This window comes from Rhizobium sp. PEPV16 (assembly GCF_008919455.1).
GTDB classification, from domain to species: Bacteria; Pseudomonadota; Alphaproteobacteria; order Rhizobiales; family Rhizobiaceae; genus Rhizobium; species Rhizobium leguminosarum_Q.
Genome location: NZ_VSZV01000011.1, coordinates 1 through 445 on the forward strand (window position 1 = coordinate 1; position 445 = coordinate 445).

1 protein-coding gene and 1 pseudogene are annotated in these 445 nt (G+C 59.3%); both read left to right on the forward strand.

The window, feature by feature from the left end:
- The coding region (locus tag FY112_RS00065; protein ID WP_151517327.1) for an ABC transporter permease subunit at window positions 1-291 on the forward strand (291 nt) is incomplete at its 5' end.
- Between the two features lies 1 nt (window position 292).
- Window positions 293-445, forward strand: a pseudogene (locus FY112_RS00070) (carbohydrate ABC transporter permease); the annotation flags it as partial.

The following is a 445-nucleotide window of genomic DNA, read 5'->3' on the forward strand; positions in this document are numbered from 1 at the left end:
GACCGGGCGGGACCGTTCTATACCTTCTTCCGCATCACGCTGCCGCTGGTGGCGCCGATCCTGATGATCGCAATCATCTTCCGTACGATGGAGGCCTTCAAGACCTTCGACCTCGCCTACATCCTGACCAGCCAACCGACGACCGAGGTGATTTCCATCCGGCTCTACAAGATGGCCTTCCAGGAATGGCAGACGGGGCGTTCCTGCGCACTCGCCTACATCGTGCTCATCATGGTTCTTGCGATCACCAACATCTACGTCAAGTACCTCAACAAAGTGAAGGAGCGCTGAGATGGCTGCCGTCCAAACCCGCTCCGAACGCGCGCTGAACCGGGTGGCGATCGCCGCCGTATTGGTCATCACGTTGATCTTCCTGGCGCCGATCTACTGGATCACCTCGACGGCCTTCAAGCCGCGCAATCTCGCTACCACCATTCCGCCGACG